This is a genomic window from Bradyrhizobium sp. USDA 372 (genome assembly GCF_053629095.1).
Map to the genome: position 1 here is coordinate 6,599,583 of NZ_JBRJHR010000001.1, position 25,315 is coordinate 6,624,897.

The following is a 25,315-nucleotide window of genomic DNA, read 5'->3' on the forward strand; positions in this document are numbered from 1 at the left end:
CGCGAAAGCGGTCCTCGGGGCCCTACGTCATTTACCAGCGACGCCAGTGGCGGTGGCCGTAATAGCCATATGGCCGCGGCCCGTAGAAACGGCGTGGGCCGTAATAGCCATAGGCACCGTAATAGTTTGGTCGCCACCAGCAGCGGCCCCAAGCGTTGCAGACCATGCGGACCTGATCGATATTCGCAGCCGGACCGCTTGCGATCTTGTCGGCCTGCGGGATGCCGTTCGGCATTGCCGCAAGCGCCGGTCCCGACGCGAGCGACACACCACCCACCGCAGCCAGCGCAAGAACAGCAATTCTGAGTTTCATCGCAATCTCCCTCGTTGGTGGCGGGAGAACTTGCGGGAGATCAACTGGTTGCTATGGCGACTGGGCCGCGCGCGGAATTTAATCTTCCTGAATGTCGGTTCAGCTTCAGCGGCCCTGAAACTGCGGCTTGCGCTTTGCCATGAAGGCCTGGCGGCCTTCCCGGAAATCATCCGAGTCCATGCAGGCATTGCCGATCGCCTTGATCGCGTCGATGTCGCGTGCGCTCTCGTCTTTCAAGACCTGCGCAATGGTGACCTTGGCGGCCTTGATCGCGAGCGGAGCATTCTGCGCGATCGTCTCGGCAATCGCCATGGTCTCGCCCCAGAGCTCGCCTTGCGGGAACACGCGCTCGACGAGGCCGATGCGCAGCGCCTCGGCGGCATCGATGCGCATGCCCGTGTACATCAGGAGCCGCGCCCAGGACGGGCCGACCAGCGATACCAGGTGCTTCAAGCCGTCATAGCCATAGGCGATGCCAAGCCGGGCCGCGGGAATGCCGAACTGGCTGTCCTGCGCGGCGAGGCGGATGTCGGCGAGCATCGCGACCTGCATGCCGCCGCCGAGGCAATAGCCGTCGATGCAGGCGATGGTCGGCTTGGGATAGTCGGTGAGGAGGGCGCGCTGGGCGGCGCTGCGCCTGGCGTATTGCTCGGACGCCGCCGCGTTGTGCCTGACCTTCTCGAACTGGCTGATGTCGGCGCCCGAGACGAACGCCTTGCCGCCGGCGCCGCGCAGGATCACGACGCGCACCTTGTCGTCGTCGCGCAAGGCGGTCAGCGCCTCGCCAAATCCCTCCCACATCTCCAGCGACATCGCGTTGCGCTTGTCGGGATTGTTGAAAGTGATCACGCCGACGCCGTCGGCCGTGTGCGTGAGGATCTTGCCGTCGGCGTAGGGTTTTTCGGTCATGCTGAAAGTGTCTGGCATCGCGCGCTCGCTGCTCGGTGGCGAGGCGCAATGTGCGGCGCAGGCGCCGCCGCGGTCAACCGGCGCTGGAGAGCAGAGCCTGCATCCGGCCGTGCTGCGATTGCATGGCGCACGACGTTCGACGGGGCCGAGACTCGAAGGAAAACTGCCAGGAAAAAGGGGCGGTCAGGCCGCTCCGAAAATCAAGGCCACGCGCGAATCGCGCGCGGGCCAAGTCAAGTTCAGATCGGATCCAGCCGATCGCGTGCAATCCGGCCGCGTCCCCGTGACGCGGCGGATTGAACGTCGGCCGTGAAGGCCGGACCGTCGATCGGCCTCAGCTCTCGTTCGCCGCGATCGATTCCATCAGCGAGACGAGCTGACGCTGCACCGTCTGATCCTTGATCTTGCTGTAGGCGCGCAGCAGGCGGAGGCTGAAGGCCGAGTCGAGGAAGAGCAGGCTCTCGACTTCGCGGGCCTTGTTGTCACCGTCGTAGAAGAAGGTCACGGGCACATCGAGGGCGGAGGCGATCTGCTGAAGCCGGGCCGCACCGACGCGATTGACGCCCTTCTCGTATTTCTGCACCTGCTGGAAGCTGACGCCGAGCTTCTCGCCGAGCTCGGCCTGCGAGATCTTCATCTCGACGCGCCGCAGACGAATCCGCTTGCCAAGCTCGATGTCCGGCTTGCCCGCGCTGCGCTGCTTCATTCTTTTCGCCGCTGCTTTCATCTCTGTTTTCACCTTTGTTCTTCGGTTGAAAATCCCCCGAAGAGCTGGGTCAGGGGTTCGCCCATATACGAGTGCTTGAATTCGTGCGGGTGCACGAACTCTTCCTTAAACCACGGGAAACGAGCCGGATTGAAAGCCTCGATCAGCCAGTCAATCATGTGCCTTACGCGCGGAATACGGCCGCTACCGGGATGGTAGGACAGCCAGATATCCAGCGGCCGGTTCAGCTCGACCTCCAGTGGAATCAACTTCCCGCCAAGCGCAATGGCGTAGCTCGGGAAGACGCCGATGCCGGCGCCATTCGCGACCGCCCAATAATTGGCGCTCGAGACGTTGGTCTTCATGACCAGAAGGTCACGTTCGGACACGCCCGGGAAGAAGCTCTCGAAAGATTCCTTGGCGGCGAGCTGGTCGGCGAATTGCAGCACCAGACGATGCTTGATCAATTCCGCCGCCGAGCGCGGCGCGCCATGCTTCTCGATGTATTTCTCGGAGGCCCAGAACATCAGATGCATGCGGCCGAGCCGCACCAGCTTGATGTCGAGCGCCGAGGGACGGGACAGATGGATGGCGACGTCGGCCTCGTGGCGCGAGACGTCGGCCGAGCGCATCGCGCAATGCAGGTCGACCAGGATCTTCGGATAGGCCTGCTGGAATTCGACGAGGCGCGGGGCCAGCCAGAATGTGCCGAGCCCCTCGGTGACGGCGACGCGGACCTCGCCGGACAGGGCGTTGGCCATCGAATCGCTGGCGCGCAGCACGTCGAAGGTGGCCGCCTCCATGCGCTCGACGGCGGACACCACCAGGGCGCCCTCATCGGTCAGATGGGTGCCGTGGACGTCGCGGGTGAATAACGTGGTGCCGGTCTGGCGTTCGAAATCGTCGATCCGGCGCCGCACGGCGTTGATCGACAGCGACAGGCGCTCGGCCGCCGAGCGAAAGCTTCCGCTTCGCACGACTTCCAAAAATATGCGGGCGGTGTCCCAATCCGAGAGGCCGCTGACATTTGTCTTTGGGCGTTCCGCCAGCGGAACGCCCCTTTCCGCCAAGGAGTGCATACAATTTCCTTTGGAAAGCTAAACTGGCAGAATCTGGAGCAAACCACAACCACGACGGGTTGGGGAACGACGAGTTTTGAACGTCATCCTTACTACCTGAGGGCGGTATTTGGATGCTGCCATGAGCTGGAAATTCGGGCGAGACTATCGGCTCGACTGAGGGGTATGGCGTGAGTTCCGTTGCGAGCCGCAAAATGGCTGCGGGATTGCCGGCGCTGTCCGCAATGAATGATCTTGCGCGCAAGTCCACGCTGTCGCCGCTGATGGATCGACACACCGCATCAGGCGTTTGCTCCCAAAGCATTTCGGCGATCGCCGATGGTGCCGCATGGCGATGGCGGCCGGAAATACGGTTCCACAGCAGAAACACACTGAAATCCGGTTCGAAGGCGCAGTCGCCTCGTGCTATCTTTTGTTTTCCATGGGGGGCCGAAGGGGCGTGAGCGATACGTCTCGCAGGCCGAATTAACGGAAAGAACGCCGGTGTCGCATTCAGACGAACAGTTGCAGTCGGTGCTGGAAACGCTCGAGGAGTGCCGCAGGGTTCTCAATGCGTGCAACAGCCGTGAGTCGGCCGAGATGCTGTCCATCGTCATCCTCGACGTCAGGATGAAACTGAAAGGAATTGACAGTGCCGATCTCAAGGCGCTGTGCGACGAAATGCTGCGGAGCGCTGCGAGCGAGCCGCCGCCCCCTTCCAAGCAGACGCAGGACCAGCCCCGGCGTCCGCTGCTCCGCGTGGTGAAGTAGCCGCGCCGCCGAATCCCGCTTTTTGGCGAGGTTTGTGCGCGTCCCGATGCCGCATCTGTGATCACGGAGGGCATCGGGAGGAGCCTTGGTTTTGTGCGCCTCAGTTGCGCATTCTCCGGCATCGGCTACACCAGAGCCGGTTCGGCTCCGGGCCGGGCGCGTTCCCTGCGCGCCGTACCGGGGCCTGAGATGGCTCCGACTGCATCATGCAAAATGTTTCGATCCCGGCGGCGCTGATTGCCGGCCTCGTCAGCTTCCTCTCGCCTTGCGTCCTGCCTCTGGTTCCGCCCTATCTGATCTACCTCACGGGCGCCACGATCGAGCATGTCGAGAGCGACGAGCCGGCCGCGGCCTCCAAGCGCGCGATCATGATGTCGGCGCTCCTGTTCGTGCTCGGCTTCTCCACCATCTTCGTGGCGCTCGGCGCCAGCGCTTCGCTGATCGGCGGGCTGATCCGGGCCTGGTCGGCGGAGCTGTCGATCCTCGCCGGTATCGTCATCATCATCATGGGCCTGCACTTCCTCGGCCTGACGCGCATTGGCCTTCTGATGCGCGAGGGGCGGCTGCCGATCCCCAAACCGGTCGGCCTGTGGGGCGCCTATATCATGGGTCTCGCATTCGCCTTCGGCTGGACGCCCTGCATCGGCCCGATCCTCGCTGCGATCCTCTCGATCGCCGCGGCGGAAGCCACGGTGACGAGGGGCGCCGGCCTGCTCGCGGTCTATTCCGCAGGCCTCGGCATTCCGTTCCTGATCGCCGCGCTGATGATCGAGCAGTTCTCCGCGCTGTTCGCGCGCATGAAGGGCCACCTCGTCAATGTCGAGCGCGCCATGGGCGCCTTGATGGTGATCACCGGCATCGGTTTTCTCACCGGCGCGGTCTCGAACGTGAGCATCTGGCTGCTGGAGACGTTTCCGGCGCTGCAGACGATCGGTTAGGGCGCGAGGGGACCGGGTTTTCACGGACGAAAAAGTAGAGGAACCGTTGGAACCCGTCAGGCATGCTGTCAGGGAACGACGATTCCAAACCTTTCCGGTCCCGAGACGTTTGCATCGGGGACAAACTCGCATGGTGGAGATCACGTGACCAAGACATTGCGCTTAGAACCCTTGCCGGACAACGCGGCTTTGGTTGCTTGGCAATTTTTGGGGCAGCCGTTGCAGGAGTGGCCGAGCTGGGTTCAGTCGAATTGCTCGCTGCAGAAGGATGCCGACGGAAAATTCGAGCTTCGGCACGAGCGGCGCAGCGGCACTCAGATCGTCTATCTCGGCGAATGGCTGGTGAGAGATCTCGATGGCGGCGTCGACTTCTACACCGACGCTGAGATCTGGTCGCGGTTCGCTGCCAAACGCTGAAGCCCGATTGGGCCGGCGGTCGATCGCGCCTTAGTCTTTCCTGCTCGAGCTGCGGGCGATCAAAAGCCTGTGTCGTCGGTGGGGCAAAAAGCCTCGCGGTAGGACACATCCATAGAATGCAATCTGTGGTAATGTTTCGTCGTACTACACCCTGAGGGGCAATTCTTCTGAACGTATACTGAAACGAGAATTTTAGATCACGACATCTTCGGCGCCCCTCTCCCCTACAGCATTTTGAGCAGGAGCAAGCGATGGGAACCGACGTGAATGTTCATCCCGGTCATGGCAAGGCCGGACGTCAACCGACGCGACAATTTCTGGATACGCTTTCCGGACACGACGATCCGGGCATGTTTGGCCGGATGTTTCCGACCCTGGAGCCGCTGGCTGTCGACGACGGTCCGCTGCATGAGCTCGCCGACGCGATGAAGGATTCCGCCCCCGGCGACGCCGCCGGAAACAATCCCAATGTCCCAGCGGGTTTCACTTATCTCGGGCAATTCGTCGATCATGATATCACGCTCGATCTGACCTCCTTCGGCGAGAAGGAAGCCGATCCGACCGCGGTCACGAATTTTCGCACGCCCGCGCTCGATCTCGACAGCATCTATGGTCTCGGTCCCGACGGAAGCCGTCATCTGTACGCGCGCAATTCGGCGACCGACAACGGCAAGACGCCGGGGCCCAAGCTGCTGATTGGCAAGACCGTCAACGTCGATGCCATCACGGGCGATCATCGCAACGACCTGCCGCGCAATCCCGAGGGGTTTGCCCTGATCGGCGATCACCGCAACGACGAGAACCTGCTCGTCGCGCAAACCCATCTTGCGATGCTGAAGTTTCACAACAAGGTCTGCGATCAGCTCGCAGCGTCCGGCAAGCCGGCGGGCGAGATCTTCGAGGAAGCGCGCCGGATCGTGACCTGGCACTACCAATGGATGGTCCTGCACGATTTCGTGGAGCGGATCACCGAGAAGGGGATCGTCGCGAAGATTCTCGAGCAGGGGCGGCGTTTCTACCGCTTCAAGAAGACACCCTACATGCCCGTCGAATTTTCAGCCGCCGTCTACCGTCTCGGCCACAGCATGGTGCGCCAGGTCTATAGCCACAACCGGATCTTCACGCCCGGCGGCCTCACTCCGGCAACCCTGGATCTGCTGTTCAGGTTCACCGGGCTGTCGGGCGGCATCATCGGCGATCTGGCGCCAAACCCGATTCAGCCGCCGCTCCCGCTTCCGGTGCTTTCGAGCAACTGGATCATCGACTGGCGGCGCTTCTATCAGGTGCTGCCGAACAATCCTGCCGGCGTGACGCTCAATCCGTCGCGCAAGATCGATCCGTTCGTCGTGCCGCAACTCCACACCTTGCCCGGCGACGGCGGCAGCCTGCCGTTCCGCAATCTCAAGCGCGGCGTGCTGTTGGGCCTGCCCTCCGGGCAGGACGTCGCCAAGGCCATGAAGATCAAGAACCCGCTGACGCCGGCCGAAATAGCCAAGGGGACCGACGGCGCGGTGGCGAAGAAGCACGGCCTGCACGAGCACACCCCGCTCTGGTACTACATCCTCAAGGAGGCGGAGCAGCGGGGCGGCGGTGAAAGGCTCGGGCCGGTCGGCGCGACCCTGCTCGCCGAGGTCTTCGTCGGCCTCGTCCATGGCGACCACCAGTCGTATCTCTGGCTCAAGGGCAAGAACTGGAAGCCGACGCTGCCCTCGCAGGTGCCGGGCGAGTTCACGATGGCCGATCTGCTGCGTTTCGTCGGGGACATCAGCCCGATCGACGGCATCTCGACGGTCTAGACCATGATCCGGAAAACCGCGCGACGCGGTTTTCCGGACAGATCGACGTCATGCGATCAACTCGGGGAGGGAGGCGGCCGCCGAGACGGCCGCTCTCCCGTCCTGATCAGTCGATTTCCTGCACGACGGTGCGTGAGCCGGGATCGACTAGCATCACGCGCTCTCCCGAATAGACGTAGCGATACTTCGTCAGCGACGGGCCCCAATCGGACGGAACCGCCTCGAGCTCGACGTCGCTCGGCACCGTCGCGCCGACGATGATCTTCTCCTTCGTCGTGACCGGGCGGATGCGATGTTCGGTGACGTAGGATTTGATCTTGGTCCTGTATTGCGGCTCGATCTGAACCGCGGCCGCGTGGCCGGTTCCCGTCGTGGTCACCACGGTGGATTGCGCAAAAGCGCCGGTCGAGATCAACGCTGCCGCGGCGGACAGCAGGAACAGCTTCTTCATCCTGGTTCTCCTCTGAGGTGAATAGCGCCGCACCAACATCTCATCGCGGGTGGCGTTCCCGGCGATTAGGAACAAATTGCCGGTTTTTCCCGTTGGGATCGGCAGGCAACGAGCCCTGCAATCTGGAGGAGGAGAACATGAAGTTGAGAATAGCGTCCGCAGCGCTGATGGTTGCTGCGTTGTCCCTGCCGGCGTTCGCGGCCGACGAGTTTTACGTCGTCCAGGACGTCAAGACCAAGAAGTGCACCATCGTCGACAAGAAGCCGACGGACACGTCCATGACCGTCGTCAGTCCCTCGGGCACGATCTACAAGACGCGCACTGAGGCTGAGAGCGGCATGAAGACGGTCAAGGTCTGCACGTCCAACTAAGGAGGAGCGTGATGCCAGTGTTGATTCTGTGGGCCGTGCCGGCGATCATCGTGATCGGCGGCGGCATCTATCTGATCGGTCATTTGCATTAGGTGCATTAGGGCTTCGAGGAGCCGCGCGGTCCTCTTGCGTGCAGCGCACAGGTCCGCACGGCTGCCTCCTGAGCGCGCCGGCCGGAGCGCCCGTTGCAGTGCAGCAGGTCGTGCCGGAGCAGCGCCGCGACGATGAGGGCCGGCAACGCACGCGAAATCACTTCCGTCCCGTCGAGGTTTTTCATACGCTTGCCTCTCACAAGCCGCATAACGGCTGCGCTCACGGCCCGGCGACAGGGCTGGAGCATCAAAGGGAGGGGAGACGATGAAGCGAAGGTCATTTCTCGCTGGGATCGGCGCAACCACTGCGGCAGCTGCCATTGGCATGCCGTCGATCCTGAGGGCGCAAGCTCCGATCACGCTGAACGGTGCCGTGCAGTTCAATGACGATCATGCCTTCAACCGGGCCCTGCTGCGGTTCGAGGAGCTGGTGAAGAAATATTACGGCAAGCCCGTCAACTTCACCTTGCACAGGAACTCCTCGCTCGGCCTCGAGAAGCAGTATTTCGAATACATGTCGCAGGGCAAGGCGGTCGACTACGGCATCGTCTCGCCGGCCCACATGTCGACCTTCGCCAAGGCGGCCCCGTTCATCGATGCGCCCTTCGTGTTCAAGGGCATCGAGCACATGAACAAGGTGGTCGAAGCCAACATCCTGGCGCCGATCGCCGATGAGGTCGCGGCCAAGGCCGAAGTCGTTCTGATCGGCTATGCCGGCGGCGGCATCCGCAACATCTTCGCCAACAAGCCGCTCAAGAACCTCGCCGATCTCAAAGGCCTCAAGGTCCGCGTGCAGGGCGCGCCGATCTGGTCGAAGACCTTCGCGGCCGTCGGCATGAGCCCGACCGTGATCGCCTATAACGAAATCTACAACGCGATCCAGAACGGGGTCATTTCGGCCGGCGAGAACGAGGCGGCCGGCGTCGAGGCGATGAAGTTCTACGAAGTGGCCCCGCATCTCAACCTGACACAGCACGCCGTGTCGATCCGGCCGATCTGCTTCTCGGTGAAGACGCTGAAGACCCTGCCCAAGGATCTGCAGGACGCGATCATGAAGGCGGGCAAGGAGGCCGGCGATTACGGCCGCCAGCTCGAGTCCAGCGAAGAGGTCGTCAAGCTCGACACGCTGGAGAAGGCCGGCAAGCTCAAGCGCGTTCCGTTCGAGGAGCGCGATGCCATGAAGAAGCTCGCCGACCCCGTGATGGCCACCTACGCCAAGGAGATCGGCGCGGAAGGCATTTTCGAGAAGATCAACGTCGTCTGAGGCCGCCCCGTCCGCCGACAGCATTCCGGGCAGGCCCCGCTTCCTGCCCGGACGTGGCGGATGAGCGCCGTACGGAGCTCCAATGTCCGAAATGCACCTCCCGTCCACGCCGTCGCTGTGGCGTCGCGTCACCGCGGCCTATGCGAAATTGCTGGAATTCCTGCTCGCCGCCTGCGTCGGCATCCTGGTCATTCCGGTCACCTTGCAAATCGTCTCACGCTACACGCCGTTCATTCCCTCCTACATCTGGACGGAGGAGATGGCGCGCTTCCTGTTCGTCTGGACGATCATGATTGGCGCCATGGTGGGCATCCGCGAGGCGCAGCATTTCGAGGTCGACGTATGGCCCGATCTGTCGCGGCGCTCGGAGGCCGCGGTGCGGATCATCGCGCGGCTCGGCGTGCTGGCGCTGGCCCTCGTGTTCGTGTTGGCCGGAATCGAATTCACACGCTTCGCCTGGAACAGAACGTCGGAGCTGGCCGATTTGCCGCTCTGGCTGATCCACGTCGCCTGGCCGGTGGCCGGCGTGACGTGGATCGTGTTTGCGGGCGAACAGATCATTGATGAAATGCGCATTCTGGTCGGGGCACAGAAATGAGCGGCACTGTACTTTCTGCCGGACAGGCCGCGATGGTGCTGTTCGGGGTCTTCATCGGCCTGCTCATCGTGCGCGTGCCGGTCGCCTTCGCGCTCGGCTTGGCCTGCGTGCCGATCCTTCTGATCGAGCCGCGCCTGTCGCTGATGATGCTCGCGCAGGAAACCTTCAACGCCTACAATTCCTTCATCCTGCTCGCGGTGCCGTTCTTCCTCCTGACGGCGAACCTGATGAGCATCGGCGGCATCACCGACCGCCTGGTGGAGCTGTCGCGCTCGATGGTCGGGCATTGGCCGGGATCGCTGGCGCAGATCAACGTCGTGCTGTCGGTGTTCTTTGCGGGCATCTCGGGCTCGTCCACCGCGGATGCGGCGAGCCAGTCCAAGATCTTCATCGATGCGCAGAGCAAGGAGGGCTACGACCTTTCGTTCTCCATCGCCATCACGGCGGTGTCGGCGGTGCTTGCCGTCATCATCCCGCCGTCGATCCTGATGATCGTCTGGGGCGGGCTGATCTCGACCTCGATCGCGGCGATGTATCTGGCCGGCATCGTGCCGGGCCTTTTGATCGCGGGCGCGCAGATGGCGACGGTGCACGTCTATGCGGTGCGCCGCGGCTATCCGACATATCCGAAGTCGACCTGGGTCGAGATGCGATGCGCCATCTGGCGGTCGATACCGGCGCTGATGACGCCGTTCATCATCGTCGGCGGCATTCTGCTCGGCTGGTTCACCGCGACCGAGTCCGCCTGCGTCGCGGTGCTCTATTCCGTAGCGCTCTCCGCATTCTTCTATCGCGAGACAGGCTTGCGCGAATTGTACAAGGCCTTGCTCGACACCGGCCGCCTTGCCGGCGTGGCGCTGTTCTGCGTGGGCACGGCGAGCGCTTTCGGCTGGTTGCTGGCCTATTACAAGATCCCGCAGGAACTGTTGGCCAACGTCTCGACCTGGGGCATGGGCACGGTCACGGCGGGCTTCTTCATCGCCTTCTGCTTTCTGGTGGTGGGCTGCTTCCTCGACGCCATCCCGGCGATCATCATCGTCGGCACCGTGCTGGAGCCGCTCGCCAAGTCCGTCGATCTCCATCCGGTCCAGTTCGCGATCATCTCCATCGTGTCGCTGGCCTTCGGACTGGTGACGCCGCCCTATGGCCTCTGTCTGATGATCGCCTGCTCGATCGCCGGCGTGCGGCTGCGCTATGCCCTGAAGGACACGATGATCATGCTGATCCCGATGCTGCTCGTGCTGGCGGCGCTCATCGTCTGGCCCAGCGTGTCGCTGTTCCTGCCGCGCCTGATCGTGCCGGAGATGCTCAAATGAGCGCTTGATCATGCGATCCCGCGGCCGGCAGCCGCGGGATCGGCCGCGATTGGTTACAGGTTGCTCTCGGTGATTGCGGCGTAGACCATGCTGCGCAGCTCGCGGCGGAGCGGGTAAGCACTCGACGGCAGCACCTGGGTCATCAAGATCGTGATCAGCTCCTCGGCGGGATCGATCCAGAACGAGGTCGTGGCGGCGCCGCCCCAATTGTATTCGCCGGGGCTGCCGGCGATCAGCGTCTCGGCCGGGCGCATGGTGACGGCGAAGCCGAGACCGAAGCCGATGCCGTTATAGGTGGCTTCCGAGAACAGCGAGCGCGAGACCTCCGGCAGCGCACGCCCACCCGGAATGTGGTTGGTCGTCATCAGCGCCAGCGTCTTCGGCCCGATCAGCCTGACGCCGCCGAGCTCGCCGCCATTGAGCAGCGCGCGGCAGAAGGTGAGATAGTCGGCGACCGTCGAGCACAGGCCGCCGCCGCCGGAGATGAACGAGGGCGGCGACAGGAACGAGCTCGTTGTCGGATCGTCCTGAAGTGTCAGCCCCTCGCGGCGCTGGCCGGCATGGAAGGCCGTGCCGCCGCCCGGGTCCGCCGAATAGCAGGCCGCGAAGCGATGCGCCTTCGATGCCGGCACGTGGAAGTCGGTGTCGGTCATGCCGAGCGGATCGAGGATGCGCGATTTGAGGAACTGCTCGAACGGCATGCCCGAGATCTTGCCGATGAGATAGCCGATCACGTCGGTTGCGACGGAATAGTTCCAGGACTCGCCCGGCGAGAACTCCAGCGGGATCTTTGCCAGGCCCTCGATCATGCTCTGCAGCGTGCCTGATTTCTCGACCTCGCCGATCTTCTCGGTGCGATAGGCGGCATCGACGTTGGAGCGTTGCTGGAAGCCGTAGGTCAGTCCAGACGTATGGCGCAAGAGGTCGACGATCAGCATCGGCCGGGAGGGCGGCCGGGTCAGGAACGCCGGATAGGTGCCGGCGACGAACACGCCGAGATCCTTCCACTCCGGAATGTATTTGGCGACGGGCTCGTCGATCGCGACGAGCCCTTCCTCGACCAGCATCATGAAGGCGACGCTGGTGAGCGGCTTGGTCATGGAATAGATGCGGTAGATCGTATCGTCCTTCACCGCCACCTTGCGCTCGACGTCGGCAAAGCCCTGCACCGAGCTGTGCGCGACCTTGCCGCGGCGGTAGACCAGAAGATGCGTGCCCGGGAAGCGTCCGGCATCGATGTACCGGCGCTTGAGATGCGCATCGACGCGGTCGAGCGCAGCCTTGGACATGCCGACGGATTCGGGCGAGGCAGGGGTGGGGGCGAGCATCAGTTCCTCCGGGGCGTTTTGTCGGAAAGTTGATACCGAAATGGCGGCCGCATTCCAAGTCGGTTGCGCTTAACGAGGCCGGGCCGCGTGGTGTAGACTCGGCCTCGGAACGCAAGGAGCCCGCCCGGGCCAACGATAAAAACGCGAGGGCAAACGCACCATGACGCAATTCAATGAGACCGACCTCACCGAAGCCGTCGTCAAAAGCTTCGATCGGAAGCCCGATACGCGTGCGAAATTCCTGCTGCAGGAATTGGTGAAGTCGCTGCACGATTACGTGAGCAAGACCGGTCTCACCTTCGGGGAATGGGAATACGCCATCGATTTCCTGACCCGCACCGGGCAGAAATGCACCGACACCCGCCAGGAATTCATCCTCTTGTCCGACGTGCTCGGCGTCTCCATGTTGGTCGACGCCGTCAATCACAGGGATCGCGACGGTGCCACTCAGACTACGGTGCTTGGTCCGTTCTATGTCGGCGAGCACAAGGTGACTGCGCACGGCACCGACATCTCGCCGAACAATCAGACGGGCGAGCGGATGTTCGTGCAGAGCCGCGTCACGGATTTGCAGGGCAAGCCGCTTGCGAACGTTCCCGTCGACGTCTGGCACGCCGATGATGACGGCTTCTACGACTCCCAGAAGCCGAACTATGACGAGGTCGGCGCCTCGGCGCGGGCGCGTTTCATCACCGACAGCGACGGCCGCTTCTTCTTCCGCACCATCCTGCCGTGCAGCTATCCGATTCCGACCGATGGTCCCGTCGGCGAGATGATCGTGCAGACCGGCCGCCACCCGATGCGCCCGGCGCACGTGCACTTCCTGGTCAATGCCAAGGGCTATGAGCCGCTGATCACCCACGTCTTCATGGACGGCGACAAATATCTCGATTCCGACGTGGTGTTCGGGGTGAAGGACGATCTCGTCGCCAAGGTCGAGCCACGCAACGATCCCACAATGCCCGACGGCACCAAGGCGAACGGGCGGTGGCACCTGATGACTTACGAATTCCACCTCAAGCCCGGCGGCGGCGTGGCGCCGAAACCGCTGGGGGTGAAGACGGCGGAGCCGGCGTGAGGATCAGGAAATCGGCGCGCGCAGCGACTATCTTTCGAGATAGGCGGCAAGCTCCTCGGACGTGCCCTTCGGAAAGGCTTCCTTCAGGAAGTCGAGGAAGGCGGAAACACGTGCGCTCAGCAATCGCCGCGACGGGTAGAGCGCCCACAGCTGGATCTCGGGAGCGTCGATGTCACCCCAATGGCTCAACGTGCCAACGGATAGATCGGGACTGACGAGGGACAGGGGAAGGCATCCAGCACCGACGCCGGCTCTGACCGCGTCACGGACCATGATCAGGGATGCCAGGCTGAGCACTGGATCGACTGCAACACGCAATCGACCAGTCGGCCCCGTCACGTTCCAGGCGACACTCCGGTCACCCGTCCCGCGAACGACGGCGGGTACTGCGAGCTTGTCCTTTGGTCGTTTCAGGTGGGGGCTCGCCACGACCACCAGCCGGTCGCGCAGGAAGATGCGACCTACGAGGCTCTCATCCGGATCGGGACCGACTCGAATGACGAGGTCATAACCTTCCTCGACCATGTCGACGGCCCGGTCTTCCGTCGTTATTTCCAGGCGGACCTCCGGATATTTCAGGGCGAAGGCGGCGGCCAGCTTCCCCATGGCGATCTGAGAGAACAGCAAGGGTGCGCTGATGCGCAACTTGCCGCGCGGCCTGTCGCCTCCCGAAGCGATCGCTGCGGCGGTCTCGTCGAGCTCGGTCAGCAACGTCCCGGTCCGCTCGTAAAGCGCGCGTCCTTCCTGGGTGAGTTTCAAGGTGCGCGCGCCGCGTTCGAACAGGCGCAGGTTGAGCGCCGCCTCGAGCTCCGCGACCCGGCGGGACAAGGTAGCCTTCGGACGACCCGCAGCACGCGCGGCGCGTCCGAACCCGCCATGCCGGGCGACCAGATTGAAATCGGCGAGGGCTAGGAGATCCATGTGTTCCACCAGTGAGACGGTCTGTCCAAATATACCGTCTATCAGTCAGATTGTGGATCACTAGTTTCGGGGTGTCTTCAAACCCAACCCGGAGTGACCCCCATGACCATTCTCGTTACCGGCGCCACCGGCACCGTTGGCCGCCACGTCGTCGAACAACTCGTCAAGCGCGGCGCCGACCTGCGCGCGCTCGTCCGCGATCCTGCGAAGGCGAACCTGCCTGCAGAGGTCACCGTCGTGCAGGGTGACCTCCTCGACGTCGACGCGCTACGCGGCGCCTTCACGGGAGTCTCGACCCTGTTTCTGCTCAACGGAGTCGTCGCGGATGAATTCACCCAGGCGCTGGTCGCGCTCAACGTCGCGCGGGAGGCCGGCGTCGAGCGGGTCGTCTACCTGTCGGTGATCCACAGCGATCACTACGTCAACGTGCCGCACTTTGCCGGCAAGTTCGGTGTCGAGCGCATGATCGAGCAGATGGGCTTCGACGCCACCATCCTGCGCCCGGCCTACTTCATGAACAACGATCTCACGATCAAGGACGTCGTGCTCGGTTATGGCATCTATCCGATGCCCATCGGCAGCAAGGGCCTCGCGATGATCGACGCACGCGACATCGGCGAGATCGCCGCGATCGAGCTCGTTCGGCGCGAGCGGGCTGCAACGCCGCTTCCGCTCGCACGCTTCAATCTCGTCGGTCGCGATCAGCTGACCGGCGCGAAGGCCGCCGCCATCTGGTCCGAGGCGCTGGGCCGCACGATCGTCTACCCGGGCGACGACACTGCTGGCTTCGAAAAGAATCTGAGGCAGTTCATGCCGAGCTGGATGGCCTTCGACATGCGCCTGATGAGCGAGCGCTTTCTCACGGAGGGGATGATACCCGATGCCGGCGACGTCGAGCGTCTGACCGAGATGCTGGGTCGCCCACTGCGCTCCTACCGGGACTTTGTCTCCGAGATCACGGCCTCCGCCTGACGGCGGCGGCATTCCCCGATCACGTCAAGGAATTCCATCATGATCTATTCGATTACGACGCAGCTCGCACGTTCGCGGATCTCTCCACGCCTCAGCGCGCGTGCAGCAGCGCCAGCAGCACGACGACAGCGCAGGCGAGCGCGGCCGAGGTCAGCTTCCAGAACATCAGCGGATTGCGCTCGAGGAGGGGCGTGATGCGCGTGTTCAGATAGGCCGGATTGGGATTTCTGAGCTCGAAGACGAACTCGGACATGTCCTCGTGGCGCTTGTAGGGATCGGGATGCAGCGCTTTCCTGAGCGCGCCGTCGATCCAGCCCGGGATGCCGCGCTCGGCATCGATCGCGGGGCGATATCGCAATTTCCACGCGTCCGATCGTCCGCGGATTTTCGCAAGCTGGGCGCCGTAGGGCAGATGCCCAGTCAGCATCTGGTAGCAGATGGCGGCCAGCGAGAACATGTCGGAGCGGGGCGAGCCGCCTTCGCCGAGGAAATATTCCGGTGCCGTATATTGAACAGTGCCGAGAATTTCCGTGTCGGCCGCTCTCGGCGCGGCTTCGGCGACGCCCGCGACCCTCACTGATCCGAAGTCGATGATCTTGGCGGTACCGGTCTTGTCGATCAGGACGTTGTCGGGCCGGAGGTCCTGGTGCAGCATCTCCATGCGGTGGAAGGCGCGAAGCCCGGTGGCGATCTGCTCGATGATCCTGCGCACCGTCTCCAGATCGGGCCGCGGATTGTCGAGCATCCACTGCCGCAACGTCTGCCCCTCGACGAACTCGGTCGCGACGTAGAGATAATTGCGCCGCGTCGATCGCGATCGCGGCTTGAGCACGTACGGACTGTCGATCCGCCGCGCGATCCACTCTTCCATCAGGAAACGTTTCAGATAGGCCTGGTTGTCGCGCAGGTCGATCGACGGAATCTTGAGCGCGACCGTTTCCTCGGTTTCCGCATCGACGGCGAGATAGATGTGGCTGCGGCTGCTGCCATGGATCTCCCGGATGGTCCGGTAGCCGTCGAACATCGCGCGCGGCTCCAAAAGAGGCGGGAGTGGCAGCGTCGAGGTCCGATCGAAAACGCCGGTTTCCTCCGGCACCGCGTCGATCCGCAGAATCTGGACCGTGATGTTGTCGTCGCTGCCGCGCCGATAGGCTTCCTCCACGATCGCCTTCGCCGCGCCGTCGAGCTCGGCTGCGTGCTCGTTGATGGCACTCGTGACGAAACGCGCATCGACAAACTCATAGGCACCGTCCGTCGCCAGCAGGAAGGTGTCGCCGGCCTGGATCTCGACCGTCTGGTAGTCGATCTCGAGTTGCGGGTTGATACCGAGCGCGCGGCCGAGATAGGTCTGCTCCGACGACACGATGATGCGGTGATCGTCGGTCAGCTGCTCGAGCGCCTTGCCGGCGAGGCGGTAGATGCGGCAGTCGCCGACATGGAAGATGTGCGCGGTCGCCGCCTTGATGACCATGGCGCTGAGCGTGCAGACATAGCCCTTGTCGCGGTCATAGGCATATTGGCTCTTGCGCGTCTGCGCATGCAGCCAGGAATTGGTCGCCTCCAGCACGCGGCGGGCGGAGGTCTTCACCGTCCAGGATTCCGACGTGCAGTAATAGTCCATCAGGAAGCTCTTGACCGCCGACTCGCTGGCGATCTGGCTCACCGTGCTCGAGGAAATGCCGTCGGCGAGGACGGCCGCGATGCCCTTCAGGCTGAGCAGCGGCTCCTCGGGAATGAGGACGCCGTGGAAGTCCTGGTTGACGGGCTTGCGGCCCTTGTCGGAGTGCTGGCCGACCGAAATCAGGAGTCCGCGGGTCATCGTCGTCACCAAGGCAAAGAGAGCCTCACCCTATACGGGCGAGGCTCTCGTGTTGAGGTGCGTGTGATCAGGCCGCGACGCGGGGCTTTGCAGCCTTCTCCGCCTGGCGCTTCGGCAGGGTCATGACGTGGGTGGCATAGAGGGTCATGCCGGTGAAGGCGAGGCCGCCGACGAGGTTGCCGAGCACGGTCGGGATCTCGTTCCAGATCAGATAGTCCATGATCGAGAACTTCGCGCCGAGCAGCAGGCCCGACGGGAACAGGAACATGTTCACGACGGAATGCTCGAACACCATGTAGAAGAACACCAGGATCGGCATCCACATCGCGATGACCTTGCCGGGGACAGAGGTCGAGATCATGGCGCCGACGACGCCGGTCGAGACCATCCAGTTGCAGAGCATGCCGCGCAGGAACAGCGTCGCCATGCCGGCCGCGCCGTGCGCGGCATAACCCAGCGTTCGGCCTTCGCCGATATTGCCGATGGCCGCGCCGACCTTGTCGGGGGCTTGCGTGAAGCCGAACGTCGTTACGAAGGCCATCATGAAGGCCACGGTGAAGGCGCCGGCGAAATTGCCGACGAAGACGAGGCCCCAATTGCGTAGCACGCCACTGAGCGTGACGCCCGGGCGCTTGTCGATCAGCGCGAGCGGCGAGAGCACGAACACGCCCGTCAGCAGGTCGAAGCCGAGGAGATAGAGCATGACGAAGCCGACGGGGAACAACAGCGCGCCGACCAGCGGCTGGCCGGTGTTGACGTTGATCGTGACGGCGAACCAAGCCGCGAGGGCCAGGATGGCTCCGGCCATGTAGGCGCGGATGATGGTATCCCGGGTGGACATGAAGATCTTGGACTCGCCCGCATCCACCATCTTGGTGACGAATTCCGAAGGCGCGAGATACGACATCAATGGTTCCTTTTGCTTCGTAAGTGAGATCGACACGCCCCCAGGCGAGAGCGCGGCTGAACATCATCGGTCGTGCGGGCTGCCTGCCGCGCACGAGGGGCTATGGAAAGTCTGGAAGCCTTGGGAATCGCGTCACGAGGACTCTGAAGCCGGGAGACCGCGAAGCAGGTGAGCTTCCGGGACGCAGCCGCCAGAGGCTGCATCAATGCGGCCAAGCCGCAGTCGTCGTTGACGGCAATTGCGAAGCAAGTTGCGTGCCGCTACAGCGCGCCAGAAATAGAGAGCAATTTCAATGCAATCCCGCTCGGGCTGATCTCGTTCTGCCGCCCTCGCGGCCTCTTGATTGAGCTGATGCACAAGCTTTGTGCGTCGCACAAGGAATGTGCAAATCGCAAATTTCGCATGCGGAACCGGCCTGCGACAGTTTGGCGCGATCGTTGTAATGCTTTGAATAATCGTCACTTTTTGCGGCGGCAAGCTTGGCATGAAGCTTGAATACGACCAGCCCGACGCCATTGAAGCCGTCCCGCGAGACATCTCATCCGATTTTGCTGACGCCACCAGACGGGGGTCCCCCCGTCGTGCGTTCGCACGCGCCAAGGACGGCGCAACCGGACGGACGGGCAGCTCGCGCGCACAGCCGCAAATCATTCCGCAACGACGCCAAAGGACGACACTGCCTATGACCAAGCGCATCCGCCGGCCCTCGGAAACCGACCGGCCTCAGCCGCCGGCAATTGTTGAAGGCCACCGGCTCGACCGCCGCTCTTCTTGCCGCCGCCAAACTGAATTTTCCCGCCGGCGCCTTCGCGCAGGACGCAGGCCCCGAGGTCAAGGGCGCCAAGCTCGGCTTCATCGCGCTCTCCGATGCCGGCCCGCTGTTCGTCGCCAAGGACAAGGGCCTATTCGCCAAGCACGGCGTGCCCGACACCGACGTGCAGAAGCAGGCGTCCTGGGGCACCACGCGCGACAACCTCGTGCTCGGCTCCGAAGGCAACGGCATCGACGGGGCGCATATCCTCACCCCGATGCCGTATCTGATCTCGGCCGGCAAGGTGACGCAGAACAACCAGCCGACGCCGATGTACATCCTGGCGCGGCTCAATCTCGATGCCCAGTGCATCTCGGTCGCCAAGGAATATGCCGGCCTCAAGGTCGGCGCGGATGCCTCGGTGCTCAAGGCCGCCTTCGAGAAGAAGAAGGCCGAAGGCAAGTCGGCCAAGGTCGCGATGACCTTCCCGGGCGGCACGCATGACCTCTGGATCCGCTACTGGCTTGCAGCCGGCGGCATCGACCCCGACAAGGACGTCGAGACCATCACCGTGCCGCCGCCCCAGATGGTGGCGAACATGAAGGTCGGCACCATGGACGCCTTCTGCGTCGGCGAGCCCTGGCCCGGGCAGCTGGTCCACCAGGGCATCGGCTATACCGCCGTCAACACCGGCGAGATCTGGAGCAAGCATCCCGAAAAGTCGTTCGGCATGCGCGCGGCCTGGGTCGACAAGAACCCGAAGGCCGCAAAGGCGATCCTGATGGCCGTCATGGAGGCCCAGCAATGGGCCGACAAGATGGAGAACAAGGAAGAGCTCGCCACCATCATGGCGAAGCGCCAGTGGATCAACTGCCCGGTCGAGGACATCGCCGACCGCGCCAAGGGCAAGTTCGACTACGGCATCCCCGGCAAGGTGGTCGAGAACTCGCCGCACATCATGAAGTACTGGCGCGACCATGCCTCCTATCCGTTCCAGAGCCACGATCTCTGGTTCATGACCGAGGACATCCGCTGGGGCAAATACGAGGCTGGTTTCGACAGCAAGGCGCTGATCGCCAAGGTCAACCGCGAGGACCTCTGGAAGGACGCGGCCAAGACCCTTGGGGTCGTCGCCGCCGACATTCCGGCCTCCACCTCGCGCGGCAAGGAGACCTTCTTCGACGGCAAGGTGTTCGATCCGGAAAATCCGGCCGCCTATCTGAAGTCGCTCGCGATCAAGCGCGTCGAAGTCTGATGGAGCCCTGCGGCCGCCTTTAGGGGCGGCCGCATCGTCCTTGCCACGCCGGAGAGAGATAGCGATGAACATGACTGCCACGAAGATCGAGGTTGAGACCGCGACGCCTGCCGCAACGATTGCGCCCGTCGTCGCGCTGACGCCGAAGCGTCCCCCGCGCGCCGAAGTTTACGCTCGCATCGCACGTGAGACGGCCGTGCGCGTGATCCCGCCGCTGGTCGTGATCGCGCTGCTGACGCTGGTGTGGGAGCTGGTCTGCCGGAGGGCCGGTTCGGCATTGCCGCCGCCGTCGAGAGTCTTCAAGGACACCAAGGAGCTGATCTTCGATCCGTTCTTCGACCATGGCGGCATCGACAAGGGGCTGTTCTGGCATCTCTCCGCCAGCCTCCAGCGCGTCGCCTTCGGCTACTCGCTCTCGGCGATCGCCGGCATCGGGCTCGGCGTGCTGGTCGGGCAGTCGGTCTGGGCCATGCGCGGGCTCGATCCGCTGTTCCAGGTGCTGCGCACCATTCCGCCGCTGGCCTGGCTGCCGCTCTCGCTCGCGGCCTTCCGCGACGGCCAGCCTAGCGCGATCTTCGTCATCTTCATCACCTCGATCTGGCCGATCATCATCAACACCGCGGTTGGCATCCGCAACATCCCGCAGGACTATCGTAACGTCGCCGCGGTGGTGCAGCTCAATCCGCTCGAGTTCTTCTCCAAGATCATGATCCCGGCGGCGGCGCCCTACATCTTCACGGGCCTGCGCATCGGCATCGGCCTGTCCTGGCTGGCGATCGTCGCCGCCGAAATGCTGATCGGCGGCGTCGGCATCGGCTTCTTCATCTGGGACGCCTGGAACTCCTCGCATATCAGCGAGATCGTCCTGGCGCTGTTCTATGTCGGCATCGTCGGCTTCGTGCTGGACCGCCTGATCGCGGGCCTCGGCAAGGTCGTCACCCGCGGCACTGCGCAGAACTGAGGAGAGGGGACATGACCGCCTATCTGAAGCTCGACCACATCGACAAGGTCTTCACCCGCGGCGCCGCCACCACGGAGGTGCTGAAGGACATCAACCTGACGATCGAGAAGGGAGAATACGTCTCGATCATCGGCCATTCCGGCTGCGGCAAGTCGACCCTGCTCAACATCATCGCGGGGCTGACCGGCGCCACCACGGGCGGCGTGCTGCTGGAGAACCGCGAGGTGAACTCGCCGGGGCCCGATCGCGCCGTGGTGTTCCAGAACCACAGCCTGCTGCCGTGGCTGACCGTTTACGAGAACGTCAGGCTCGGCGTCGATAAGGTCTTCGCCAAGACCAAGTCCCGTGCCGAGCGCGACGCCTGGGTGATGCACAATCTCAACCTCGTGCAGATGGCCCATGCCAGGGACAAGCGTCCTTCGGAAATCTCCGGCGGCATGAAGCAGCGCGTCGGCATCGCGCGGGCGCTGGCCATGGAGCCGAAGGTGCTGCTGCTGGACGAGCCGTTCGGCGCGCTCGACGCGCTGACCCGCGCCCACCTGCAGGACTCGGTGATGGCGCTGCATCAGAAGCTCGGCAACACCATCCTGATGATCACCCACGACGTCGACGAAGCCGTGCTCCTGTCCGACCGCATCGTGATGATGACCAACGGACCGAGCGCGCGCATCGGCGAGGTGCTGGAGGTGCCGCTGGCGCGGCCGCGCAAGCGGCTCGACCTCGCGACCAACGCCACCTATCTGAAGTGCCGCCAGCGCGTGCTCGAATTCCTCTACGAGCGTCATCGCTTCGTCGAGGCCGCGTAATCACGGGTTCACGCGAGATATGCCCGCGCCCAATTAATCGACATCAAGCTCAATCCCTGTGCGTCGCACAGGGATTGAGCGAATCGCAAATTTAGCGTGCGAAAACGCCCTGCAAACAATTCGGGCAATGCGAATAACTTCCTGAAATCCCTGTGTTTCCTGCGTGCGCGCAACTGGCACGGAAATTGAAGCGTCTTTGCGCGACGCCAACGACGACGTCCCTCAACATCATCAATCAGCATCGTGAACTCGCCACCGGGGGTGAAGCCTCGGAGCGCGCCTCCGTGACCGGAGGCAGAGCCTGCAACGACGCAGCGGTGAGCCTGGAAGGGATAATCAATGACGAAGAATCCGACCCTGAACTCCAGCTGGATTTCAGATTGGCGCCCCGAGGACGAGGCGTTCTGGAACGCGACCGGCAAGTCGATCGCGCGGCGCAACCTGATCTGGTCCATCGTGGCCGAACATATCGGCTTCTCGGTCTGGCTGATCTGGAGCATCGTCACCACCAAGCTGCCGCAGGCCGGCTTCCACTACACCACCGACCAGCTGTTCCAGCTCGTCGCCGTGCCGGGCCTGATCGGCGCCTTCATGCGCTTTCCCTACACTTTCGCGGTGACGACGTTCGGCGGCCGCAACTGGACCATCTTCAGCGCGGCGATTCTGTTCATCCCGACCTTGTCGCTTGCCTACTTCGTCAGCCAGCCCGATACGCCGTTCTGGCTCATGCTGCTGGTCGCATCGACCGCGGGTCTCGGCGGCGGCAATTTCGCCTCCAGCATGACCAACATCTCCTTCTTCTTTCCTGACCGGATGAAGGGATGGGCGCTCGGCCTCAACGCGGCCGGCGGCAACATCGGCGTCTCCAGCGTGCAACTCCTGACCCCGATCCTGATGACGCTCGCCGTCTTCAACCTGTTCCAGGCAACGCCCGTCGACGGCATCTTCCTGCAGAATGCCGGCCTGATGTGGGTGGTGCCGATCGGCATCGCGGTGTTCGGCGCAGTGTTCTTCATGAACAACCTCGCCACGGCGAAATCATCGGTGAAGAACCAGCTCGCGATCGTCAAGCGCAAGCACACCTGGATCATGGCGTATCTCTATATCGGCACGTTCGGGTCCTTCATCGGCTATTCGGCGGCGTTTCCGCTGCTGCTCAAGACGCAATTCCCCACCGTGACGATCTCTATCGCCTTCCTCGGCCCGCTGGTCGGCTCGCTGTCGCGTCCGCTCGGCGGCTGGCTCGCGGACCGGGTCGGCGGCTCCATCATCACGTTCTGGAATTTCATCCTGATGGCGGGCGCCACGGTCGGCGCGCTCTACTTCGTCGGGCACAAGGACTTCGCCGGCTTCCTGTCGATGTTCCTGATCCTGTTCGTGACGACGGGCATCGGCAACGGCTCGACCTACCGCATGATCCCCTCGATCTTCCGCGAGGAGAACCTGTTCAAGGTGCGCGGCAAGGGCGGTGCGGCACGCAGCGCTGCCCTGAAGACCGCGAGCATCGAGAGCGGCGCGGCCGTCGGCTTCATCGGTGCGGTCGGCGCCGTCGGCGGCTATCTGATCCCGAGCGGCTTCGGCAAGTCGATCGCCATGACCGGCGGGCCGCAGCTCGCGCTCGCGATCTATCTCGGCTTCTACGGCTCCTGCCTCGCTCTGACCTGGTGGTTCTACCTGCGTCGCAGCCCGCAGGGTGAAGGCGCCCCAAGCCTCGCCGAGGCGCGTGTGTGAGCACGACAAACTGGCACGAATGTCGCTTCTCCCCGTACGCGGGGAGAAGTCTCTCTGATGACGTTTGATCCATGAACTTTTTCCGCAATGGCGCGGACGAAGGCAGACCGAAACAGACAGGAGAACATTATGACGCCCGAGCAGATTACCCTCATTCAGCAGAGCTTCGCCAAGGTCGCCCCGATTTCGGAAGCCGCCGCGGTGCTGTTCTACGACCGCCTGTTCGAGGTGGCGCCGTCCGTGCGCGCGATGTTTCCCGAGGACATGACCGAGCAGCGCAAGAAGCTGATGGGCATGCTCGCCGCCGTGGTCGGCGGCCTGTCGAACCTGGAGTCGATTCTTCCCGCGGCTTCCGCGCTCGCCAAGCGTCACGTCGATTATGGCGCCAAGGCCGAGCACTACCCCGTGGTCGGCGCGACCTTGCTGTGGACCCTCGAGAAGGGCCTTGGCGAGGCCTGGACGCCCGAGCTCGCCGCAGCCTGGACCGACGCCTACGGCGTGCTGTCCGGCTACATGATTTCCGAGGCCTACGGCGCGCAGGCGCAGGCCGCCGAATAGGAGATGCGTTGTGAGTGAACCGCTGGTCATCGTCGGTAACGGTATGGCGGCCGCGCGTCTGGTCGACGAGCTCGCCAAGACCGCGCTCGGCCGCTATGCGGTCGCCGTGATCGGCGAAGAGCCGCGGCTCGCTTACAATCGGGTGCTGCTGTCCTCCGTGCTGGCCGGCGAGACCGGCTCGCACGAGATCGAGCTGCGGCCGGCCGATTGGTGGCGAAACCGCGGCGTCACGGTGCGCTACGGCTATCGCGTCACCGAGATCGATGTCGGCCGCCGCGAGCTCAAGATCGCGGGCGAAGAGAGCATGGAATATTCCAAGCTCGTGCTCGCCACGGGATCGACGCCGCTGCGGCTCAATGTGCCGGGCGCCGATCTTGCCGGCGTGCACACGTTTCGCGACACCCGCGACGTCGACCTGCTGCTGACGCTGGCCGCGGCGAAGAAGCGCGTCGTCGTTGTCGGCGGCGGCTTGCTCGGGCTCGAAGCGGCGTACGGTCTTGCCAAGGCCGGCGCGCCCGTGACGCTGCTGCACCTGATGGACCGGCTGATGGAGCGTCAGCTCGACGGGCCCGCGGCCGACCTGCTCAAGACGCTGGTCGAGCGCAAGGGCATCCGCGTCATGCTCAATGCCGCGACGACCTGCATCCACGGCGACGGTCAGGTCGAGGCCGTCGAGCTCGCCGACGGCAGCCGCATCGAGGCCGATGCGGTGATCTTCGCCGCCGGCATCAAGCCGAACGTCTCGCTGGCGAAAGAGGCGGGGATTGCGGTCAACCGCGGCGTGGCCGTCAACGACGTGATGCAGACCTCCTCGTCCGACATCTTTGCGCTCGGCGAATGCGCCGAGCATCGCGGCATCTGCTATGGTCTGGTCGAGCCGGCCTATGAGCAGGCGCGCGTGCTGGCGCGGCACCTGGCCGGCCGGCCCGCCGCCTATCAGGGCAGCGTGGTCTCGACCAATCTGAAGGTCTCCGGCGTCAGCGTGTTCTCCGCCGGCGACTTCATGGGCGGGGAGGGCAGCGAGAGCCTCGTTCTGTCGGACCGCAGGCGCGGCACCTACAAGAAGCTCGTGATCGCCGACGGCCGGCTGACCGGGGCGGTGCTGATCGGCGATACCGTCGATGCGCTGTGGTACCTCGAGCTGATCCGCAACCGCGACAAGGTCGCGGCGATCCGCACCGACATGATGTTCGGCCGCGCACTGGCGCAGCCTTCGAAAGCGGCGTGA

The 25,315-nt window shown here is 63.7% G+C and carries 27 protein-coding genes; 17 read left to right on the forward strand and 10 right to left on the reverse strand.

Annotation, left to right across the window (positions count from 1 at the left end; translation table 11 throughout):
* Positions 1-31: 31 nt before the first annotated feature.
* From AB7M16_RS30895 to AB7M16_RS30910, 4 genes are all read right to left on the reverse strand, one after another.
* Entirely contained in the window at positions 32-313 is a 282-nt protein-coding gene (locus AB7M16_RS30895) for a hypothetical protein (protein WP_172783940.1), read from the reverse strand.
* A gap of 105 nt (positions 314-418) precedes the next feature.
* Positions 419-1,240, reverse strand: a complete 822-nt coding sequence (locus tag AB7M16_RS30900; RefSeq protein ID WP_453946250.1) for an enoyl-CoA hydratase — start codon at positions 1,238-1,240, stop codon at positions 419-421.
* 316 nt (positions 1,241-1,556) lie between these two features.
* A complete protein-coding gene (locus AB7M16_RS30905; protein ID WP_020608151.1) occupies positions 1,557-1,928 on the reverse strand; it encodes a helix-turn-helix domain-containing protein in 372 nt (123 codons plus the stop codon).
* Between the two features lie 29 nt (positions 1,929-1,957).
* Positions 1,958-3,007 carry a LysR family transcriptional regulator gene (locus AB7M16_RS30910; RefSeq protein ID WP_172783942.1) on the reverse strand — a complete coding sequence of 350 codons (1,050 nt, stop codon included), beginning with the start codon at positions 3,005-3,007 and terminating at the stop codon, positions 1,958-1,960.
* Between the two features lie 402 nt (positions 3,008-3,409).
* On the opposite strand from AB7M16_RS30910, the gene AB7M16_RS30915 reads away from it, so the two are divergent.
* The 4 genes from AB7M16_RS30915 (at position 3,410) to AB7M16_RS30930 (ending at position 6,908) form a co-directional block, all read left to right on the forward strand.
* Complete coding sequence (locus tag AB7M16_RS30915; RefSeq protein WP_453946251.1) at positions 3,410-3,757, forward strand: hypothetical protein; 348 nt, start codon at positions 3,410-3,412, stop codon at positions 3,755-3,757.
* Positions 3,758-3,963: 206 nt separating this feature from the next.
* The gene (locus AB7M16_RS30920) at positions 3,964-4,695 is read left to right on the forward strand and encodes a cytochrome c biogenesis CcdA family protein (protein ID WP_212254774.1); all 732 of its coding nucleotides are present in this window, start codon (positions 3,964-3,966) and stop codon (positions 4,693-4,695) included.
* A gap of 144 nt (positions 4,696-4,839) precedes the next feature.
* Entirely contained in the window at positions 4,840-5,112 is a 273-nt protein-coding gene (locus AB7M16_RS30925) for a hypothetical protein (RefSeq protein ID WP_172783944.1), read from the forward strand.
* A 251-nt stretch (positions 5,113-5,363) separates the two neighbouring features.
* Entirely contained in the window at positions 5,364-6,908 is a 1,545-nt protein-coding gene (locus AB7M16_RS30930; protein ID WP_453946252.1) for a peroxidase family protein, read from the forward strand.
* A 106-nt stretch (positions 6,909-7,014) separates the two neighbouring features.
* Here the strand turns inward: AB7M16_RS30930 and AB7M16_RS30935 are convergent, their stop codons facing one another.
* The gene (locus tag AB7M16_RS30935) at positions 7,015-7,359 is read right to left on the reverse strand and encodes a DUF1236 domain-containing protein (RefSeq protein ID WP_212254776.1); all 345 of its coding nucleotides are present in this window, start codon (positions 7,357-7,359) and stop codon (positions 7,015-7,017) included.
* Positions 7,360-7,496: 137 nt separating this feature from the next.
* Between AB7M16_RS30935 and AB7M16_RS30940 the strand changes: the two genes are divergently transcribed.
* On the forward strand, positions 7,497-7,730 hold the full coding sequence (locus AB7M16_RS30940; protein WP_172783947.1) for a hypothetical protein: 234 nt from the start codon (positions 7,497-7,499) through the stop codon (positions 7,728-7,730).
* 97 nt (positions 7,731-7,827) lie between these two features.
* Here the strand turns inward: AB7M16_RS30940 and AB7M16_RS30945 are convergent, their stop codons facing one another.
* Entirely contained in the window at positions 7,828-8,007 is a 180-nt protein-coding gene (locus AB7M16_RS30945) for a hypothetical protein (RefSeq protein WP_172783948.1), read from the reverse strand.
* An 80-nt stretch (positions 8,008-8,087) separates the two neighbouring features.
* On the opposite strand from AB7M16_RS30945, the gene AB7M16_RS30950 reads away from it, so the two are divergent.
* From AB7M16_RS30950 to AB7M16_RS30960, 3 genes are all read left to right on the forward strand, one after another.
* Entirely contained in the window at positions 8,088-9,086 is a 999-nt protein-coding gene (locus tag AB7M16_RS30950) for a TRAP transporter substrate-binding protein (protein ID WP_212254777.1), read from the forward strand.
* Between the two features lie 82 nt (positions 9,087-9,168).
* Positions 9,169-9,684 (forward strand): TRAP transporter small permease, encoded by a 516-nt coding sequence (locus AB7M16_RS30955; RefSeq protein ID WP_212254778.1) that lies wholly within the window; start codon positions 9,169-9,171, stop codon positions 9,682-9,684.
* Complete coding sequence (locus AB7M16_RS30960; protein ID WP_212254779.1) at positions 9,681-11,000, forward strand: TRAP transporter large permease; 1,320 nt, start codon at positions 9,681-9,683, stop codon at positions 10,998-11,000. The genes AB7M16_RS30955 and AB7M16_RS30960 overlap by 4 nt, the downstream gene beginning before the upstream one ends.
* Before the next feature lie 53 nt (positions 11,001-11,053).
* Here AB7M16_RS30960 and AB7M16_RS30965 read toward each other — a convergent pair whose 3' ends face one another.
* Positions 11,054-12,328 carry a serine hydrolase gene (locus AB7M16_RS30965; protein ID WP_439363866.1) on the reverse strand — a complete coding sequence of 425 codons (1,275 nt, stop codon included), beginning with the start codon at positions 12,326-12,328 and terminating at the stop codon, positions 11,054-11,056.
* A gap of 160 nt (positions 12,329-12,488) precedes the next feature.
* Here AB7M16_RS30965 and AB7M16_RS30970 point away from each other — a divergent pair, with 160 nt between their 5' ends.
* On the forward strand, positions 12,489-13,406 hold the full coding sequence (locus AB7M16_RS30970; RefSeq protein WP_453946253.1) for an intradiol ring-cleavage dioxygenase: 918 nt from the start codon (positions 12,489-12,491) through the stop codon (positions 13,404-13,406).
* Positions 13,407-13,433: 27 nt separating this feature from the next.
* Here AB7M16_RS30970 and AB7M16_RS30975 read toward each other — a convergent pair whose 3' ends face one another.
* The gene (locus tag AB7M16_RS30975; RefSeq protein ID WP_453947286.1) at positions 13,434-14,327 is read right to left on the reverse strand and encodes a LysR family transcriptional regulator; all 894 of its coding nucleotides are present in this window, start codon (positions 14,325-14,327) and stop codon (positions 13,434-13,436) included.
* Between the two features lie 102 nt (positions 14,328-14,429).
* On the opposite strand from AB7M16_RS30975, the gene AB7M16_RS30980 reads away from it, so the two are divergent.
* Entirely contained in the window at positions 14,430-15,299 is an 870-nt protein-coding gene (locus AB7M16_RS30980; RefSeq protein ID WP_453946254.1) for an SDR family oxidoreductase, read from the forward strand.
* 91 nt (positions 15,300-15,390) lie between these two features.
* On the opposite strand, the gene AB7M16_RS30985 is transcribed toward AB7M16_RS30980, so the two are convergent.
* Together AB7M16_RS30985 and AB7M16_RS30990 are read right to left on the reverse strand one after the other, a co-directional pair.
* Positions 15,391-17,118: a protein kinase domain-containing protein gene (locus AB7M16_RS30985; protein WP_453946255.1), complete on the reverse strand. Its 1,728-nt coding sequence runs from the start codon at positions 17,116-17,118 to the stop codon at positions 15,391-15,393.
* 67 nt (positions 17,119-17,185) lie between these two features.
* On the reverse strand, positions 17,186-18,025 hold the full coding sequence (locus AB7M16_RS30990; RefSeq protein WP_172783957.1) for a formate/nitrite transporter family protein: 840 nt from the start codon (positions 18,023-18,025) through the stop codon (positions 17,186-17,188).
* Positions 18,026-18,193: 168 nt separating this feature from the next.
* Here AB7M16_RS30990 and AB7M16_RS30995 point away from each other — a divergent pair, with 168 nt between their 5' ends.
* The 7 genes from AB7M16_RS30995 to AB7M16_RS31025 all read left to right on the forward strand — a co-directional run bounded on the left by AB7M16_RS30995 (position 18,194) and on the right by AB7M16_RS31025 (position 25,315).
* Positions 18,194-18,520, forward strand: coding sequence for a hypothetical protein (locus AB7M16_RS30995; RefSeq protein ID WP_453946256.1), 327 nt, complete (start codon positions 18,194-18,196; stop codon positions 18,518-18,520).
* 242 nt (positions 18,521-18,762) lie between these two features.
* The gene (locus AB7M16_RS31000) at positions 18,763-20,031 is read left to right on the forward strand and encodes a CmpA/NrtA family ABC transporter substrate-binding protein (protein WP_453946257.1); all 1,269 of its coding nucleotides are present in this window, start codon (positions 18,763-18,765) and stop codon (positions 20,029-20,031) included.
* Between the two features lie 64 nt (positions 20,032-20,095).
* Positions 20,096-20,992, forward strand: a complete 897-nt coding sequence (gene ntrB / locus AB7M16_RS31005) for a nitrate ABC transporter permease (protein ID WP_212254785.1) — start codon at positions 20,096-20,098, stop codon at positions 20,990-20,992.
* A gap of 11 nt (positions 20,993-21,003) precedes the next feature.
* On the forward strand, positions 21,004-21,798 hold the full coding sequence (locus tag AB7M16_RS31010; RefSeq protein ID WP_172783961.1) for an ABC transporter ATP-binding protein: 795 nt from the start codon (positions 21,004-21,006) through the stop codon (positions 21,796-21,798).
* A 339-nt stretch (positions 21,799-22,137) separates the two neighbouring features.
* A complete protein-coding gene (locus AB7M16_RS31015) occupies positions 22,138-23,529 on the forward strand; it encodes an MFS transporter (RefSeq protein WP_453946258.1) in 1,392 nt (463 codons plus the stop codon).
* Positions 23,530-23,658: 129 nt separating this feature from the next.
* Positions 23,659-24,087, forward strand: coding sequence for a globin family protein (locus AB7M16_RS31020; protein ID WP_172783963.1), 429 nt, complete (start codon positions 23,659-23,661; stop codon positions 24,085-24,087).
* Positions 24,088-24,097: 10 nt separating this feature from the next.
* Positions 24,098-25,315: an NAD(P)/FAD-dependent oxidoreductase gene (locus tag AB7M16_RS31025; RefSeq protein ID WP_453946259.1), complete on the forward strand. Its 1,218-nt coding sequence runs from the start codon at positions 24,098-24,100 to the stop codon at positions 25,313-25,315.

What these genes read in the sequence shown, in the direction of transcription:
- AB7M16_RS30895 (WP_172783940.1), bottom strand. Translation starts at nt 313, where the DNA reads ATGAAACTCAGAATTGCTGTTCTTGCGCTGGCTGCGGTGGGTGGTGTG.
- AB7M16_RS30900 (WP_453946250.1), bottom strand. Translation starts at nt 1,240, where the DNA reads ATGCCAGACACTTTCAGCATGACCGAAAAACCCTACGCCGACGGCAAG.
- AB7M16_RS30905 (WP_020608151.1), bottom strand. Translation starts at nt 1,928, where the DNA reads ATGAAGCAGCGCAGCGCGGGCAAGCCGGACATCGAGCTTGGCAAGCGG.
- AB7M16_RS30910 (WP_172783942.1), bottom strand. Translation starts at nt 3,007, where the DNA reads ATGCACTCCTTGGCGGAAAGGGGCGTTCCGCTGGCGGAACGCCCAAAG.
- AB7M16_RS30920 (WP_212254774.1), top strand. Translation starts at nt 3,964, where the DNA reads ATGCAAAATGTTTCGATCCCGGCGGCGCTGATTGCCGGCCTCGTCAGC.
- AB7M16_RS30930 (WP_453946252.1), top strand. Translation starts at nt 5,364, where the DNA reads ATGGGAACCGACGTGAATGTTCATCCCGGTCATGGCAAGGCCGGACGT.
- AB7M16_RS30935 (WP_212254776.1), bottom strand. Translation starts at nt 7,359, where the DNA reads ATGAAGAAGCTGTTCCTGCTGTCCGCCGCGGCAGCGTTGATCTCGACC.
- AB7M16_RS30940 (WP_172783947.1), top strand. Translation starts at nt 7,497, where the DNA reads ATGAAGTTGAGAATAGCGTCCGCAGCGCTGATGGTTGCTGCGTTGTCC.
- AB7M16_RS30945 (WP_172783948.1), bottom strand. Translation starts at nt 8,007, where the DNA reads ATGAAAAACCTCGACGGGACGGAAGTGATTTCGCGTGCGTTGCCGGCC.
- AB7M16_RS30950 (WP_212254777.1), top strand. Translation starts at nt 8,088, where the DNA reads ATGAAGCGAAGGTCATTTCTCGCTGGGATCGGCGCAACCACTGCGGCA.
- AB7M16_RS30955 (WP_212254778.1), top strand. Translation starts at nt 9,169, where the DNA reads ATGTCCGAAATGCACCTCCCGTCCACGCCGTCGCTGTGGCGTCGCGTC.
- AB7M16_RS30960 (WP_212254779.1), top strand. Translation starts at nt 9,681, where the DNA reads ATGAGCGGCACTGTACTTTCTGCCGGACAGGCCGCGATGGTGCTGTTC.
- AB7M16_RS30965 (WP_439363866.1), bottom strand. Translation starts at nt 12,328, where the DNA reads ATGCTCGCCCCCACCCCTGCCTCGCCCGAATCCGTCGGCATGTCCAAG.
- AB7M16_RS30970 (WP_453946253.1), top strand. Translation starts at nt 12,489, where the DNA reads ATGACGCAATTCAATGAGACCGACCTCACCGAAGCCGTCGTCAAAAGC.
- AB7M16_RS30975 (WP_453947286.1), bottom strand. Translation starts at nt 14,327, where the DNA reads ATGGATCTCCTAGCCCTCGCCGATTTCAATCTGGTCGCCCGGCATGGC.
- AB7M16_RS30980 (WP_453946254.1), top strand. Translation starts at nt 14,430, where the DNA reads ATGACCATTCTCGTTACCGGCGCCACCGGCACCGTTGGCCGCCACGTC.
- AB7M16_RS30985 (WP_453946255.1), bottom strand. Translation starts at nt 17,118, where the DNA reads ATGACCCGCGGACTCCTGATTTCGGTCGGCCAGCACTCCGACAAGGGC.
- AB7M16_RS30990 (WP_172783957.1), bottom strand. Translation starts at nt 18,025, where the DNA reads ATGTCGTATCTCGCGCCTTCGGAATTCGTCACCAAGATGGTGGATGCG.
- ntrB (WP_212254785.1), top strand. Translation starts at nt 20,096, where the DNA reads ATGAACATGACTGCCACGAAGATCGAGGTTGAGACCGCGACGCCTGCC.
- AB7M16_RS31010 (WP_172783961.1), top strand. Translation starts at nt 21,004, where the DNA reads ATGACCGCCTATCTGAAGCTCGACCACATCGACAAGGTCTTCACCCGC.
- AB7M16_RS31015 (WP_453946258.1), top strand. Translation starts at nt 22,138, where the DNA reads ATGACGAAGAATCCGACCCTGAACTCCAGCTGGATTTCAGATTGGCGC.
- AB7M16_RS31020 (WP_172783963.1), top strand. Translation starts at nt 23,659, where the DNA reads ATGACGCCCGAGCAGATTACCCTCATTCAGCAGAGCTTCGCCAAGGTC.